3 protein-coding genes and 1 pseudogene are annotated in these 2,263 nt (G+C 70.0%); 3 read left to right on the top strand and 1 reads right to left on the bottom strand.

From position 1 onward, the window contains the following. From ABZ646_RS45285 to ABZ646_RS45275, 3 genes and pseudogenes are all read left to right on the top strand, one after another. Positions 1-252: FG-GAP repeat protein (locus ABZ646_RS45285; RefSeq protein WP_360533259.1), on the top strand; the 252-nt coding region annotated here is incomplete at its 5' end. 10 nt (positions 253-262) lie between these two features. After that, positions 263-631 carry a hypothetical protein gene (locus tag ABZ646_RS45280; protein ID WP_360533256.1) on the top strand — a complete coding sequence of 123 codons (369 nt, stop codon included), beginning with the start codon at positions 263-265 and terminating at the stop codon, positions 629-631. An 80-nt stretch (positions 632-711) separates the two neighbouring features. After that, a pseudogene (locus ABZ646_RS45275) lies at positions 712-1,113 on the top strand (hypothetical protein); the annotation flags it as partial. A gap of 36 nt (positions 1,114-1,149) precedes the next feature. Here ABZ646_RS45275 and ABZ646_RS45270 read toward each other — a convergent pair. Next, on the bottom strand, positions 1,150-2,169 hold the full coding sequence (locus tag ABZ646_RS45270) for an NAD-dependent epimerase/dehydratase family protein (protein ID WP_360533253.1): 1,020 nt from the start codon (positions 2,167-2,169) through the stop codon (positions 1,150-1,152). Between the last annotated feature and the right edge of the window lie 94 nt (positions 2,170-2,263).

The raw sequence follows: 2,263 nt of genomic DNA, 5'->3' as shown, positions 1-2,263 counted from the left end.
GACAGCCCCGGCATACCCGGCGCCGCCGAGGCCTCAGACCGCTTCGGCAGCTCCGTCCGGCTGCTCGACATCAACGGCAATGGCTTCGCCGACCTGTCCTGCGCCGCGTGGAACGAGGACAAGAGCAACGGCGCGGTCTGGGAACTCCGCGGCCGCCCGACCGGGATCGTCCCCGACGCGGCGTTCGTCTTCGGCGGGAAGACGCTCGGCGCGCCCTACACGAAGGCGGAGTTCGGAGCCCGCATCAAGTAGCCGGAACTCGGTGGGGACGTGGTCGGATGCCGGCAGCGCGATCCGCACGGCCCAGGAGGCGTTCAACGAGACGTACTCCAAACTGCCGCAGCTTCTGGAGCAGGCGTTCAACGGCAATCCCGCGATGCTCGGGGTGTCGGTGGGCACGATGTACGCGCTCAAGGGACAGGCGCAGAGTCTGATGGCAATGCCCGACGCGCCACAACTCCCTGGATCATGTCCAGGGAGTTGTGGCACCTGCAGTTCAGTGACGGTCCTCCGGGGCGACGTAATCAAATGTCGGGCCTGCCGTCAGGCCCTCGAACAGCTGGTCACCATCGATGAACTGCGGACCCGGATGCCCGGCCCGCGGGCCCGGGCACTGCCCGAGGACCTGTAGACCGTGCCCGCCCCGGGCAGCCCCGAGCACCCGGGCGGCACAACCGGCCCACGCTGCTCAACGGCGAGTTCCACGCCAACATGTACATGGGTCTGATGGACAGCCTCGTGATCCGCCCGGGCACCCTGGACGACACGACCGCGCGGCGGGAGCACGACGACACGATCGCGGCGCTGCCCGGCCGTCGTGTGCCCCGCCCGGACACCACCCTGAACCGCTCCCGTTTCGACGGTGACCGGCACCGCCCCCAGTTCCACATGCTGCCGCCCTGGCACTGGATGAACGCACCGCACGCACCGGTGTACTTCGAGGGCAAGTACCACATCTTCTACCAGCACGATCCGCTCGGCCCGTTCTGGGGCCAGATCCACTGGGGGCACGCGGTCAGCACCGACATGGTGCACTGGCGCGACCTCCCCATCGCCCTCGCGCCCGCCGGGGACTCGGTCGGGCCAGACGGCTGCTGGTCGGGCTCGGCGTACGTCGACGGCGACCGGGGGCCGGTTTCCCGGGTGGCCTCAGACGAGCCCGCGCTCGGCGAGGCTGCGGCCGGTTTCCTCGATCGTGTCGGGGATCGAGTGGAGTGGGCGGGCCAAGAGCGCCTCAGCGGGGGTGTGGTCGAAGCGCTGCGCCGAGCCGATGAGCCACCGGTTGTCGCGCAGCTGAGGCTCGAACACGCTCGCGGCCCAGGTGAGCCATGTCGGCATCGCCCGTGTGGGGATCTTCCCGCTCGCCTCGGGAAGCCTCTCGCGGAGCACCGAGGCGACCTCGATGAGCGAGGACGGGTCGGTCGCTACGATCGTACGATGTGCGCCCGCCGTTTCGGAGGTCATGGCCTCGATGTGCGCGTCGGCGACGTCTCGCACGTGGACCCACGGGAGCCGCAGGTCTGGGACCATGGGCAGGGCGCCGGCCATGATCTGCTGGATCGCCGAGACCGAGGTTCCAGGGTCGTCGGAGAGGAGGGGCCCGATGACCGCGCCCGGATTGATGACTGCAAGCCGATCGCGCACACCGCGTCGGTCGGCGATGTCCCACGCCGCGCGCTCGGCCCGGACCTTCGAAACCACGTAGACACCGAGGCCGCGGCGGTCGAGGGGGGTCCAGTCGGATGCCGTGAAGACGTGATCTCTGCGCGCCGGAGCGTACTGCACCGCCGCGAGAGACGAGGTGACGACCACGCGCTCCACGCCTGCGTCGAGCGCCGTGCCGATGGCCCGCGTCGTGCCCTGTACGGCGGGGCGGATCAAGTCCTCTGAGTCCTTCGGCTTCGTCGTGACGAAGGGGGAAGCGACGTGCAGGACGAACCGGCAGCCCGCGGTCGCGGCCGCCCATCCCTCGTCCGACAGCAGATCGAGCTGCAGGATCTCCAGCAACGTGTCGTCTGCGCCTGCCTGCGCCATTGCGGCGCGCACCTCGGCAGCGCGGGCCGGAGACCGCACCGACCCGCGGACCGCGTATCCGCGCCGCAGAAGCTCTGCCGCTGTGTGACCACCGATGAACCCCGAGACACCCGTGACAAGAACCGTGTCCGTCATATCTATCCCAGCGATCGCCCCACCCCGCGACCCACCCCTCGGTCGGCAACCGGGGCCAGGGCCTGGTCCAGTTCGTCCTCGCCGCCCACGAGGG

Source organism: Streptomyces sp. NPDC007162, assembly GCF_040634175.1.
Taxonomy (GTDB): domain Bacteria; phylum Actinomycetota; class Actinomycetes; order Streptomycetales; family Streptomycetaceae; genus Streptomyces.
This window is presented reverse-complemented; position numbering and strand designations above follow the sequence as displayed.

Bases quoted from the DNA above. Each gene is read 5' to 3' on its own strand.
- ABZ646_RS45270 (WP_360533253.1), bottom strand. From the start codon at position 2,169: ATGACGGACACGGTTCTTGTCACGGGTGTCTCGGGGTTCATCGGTGGT.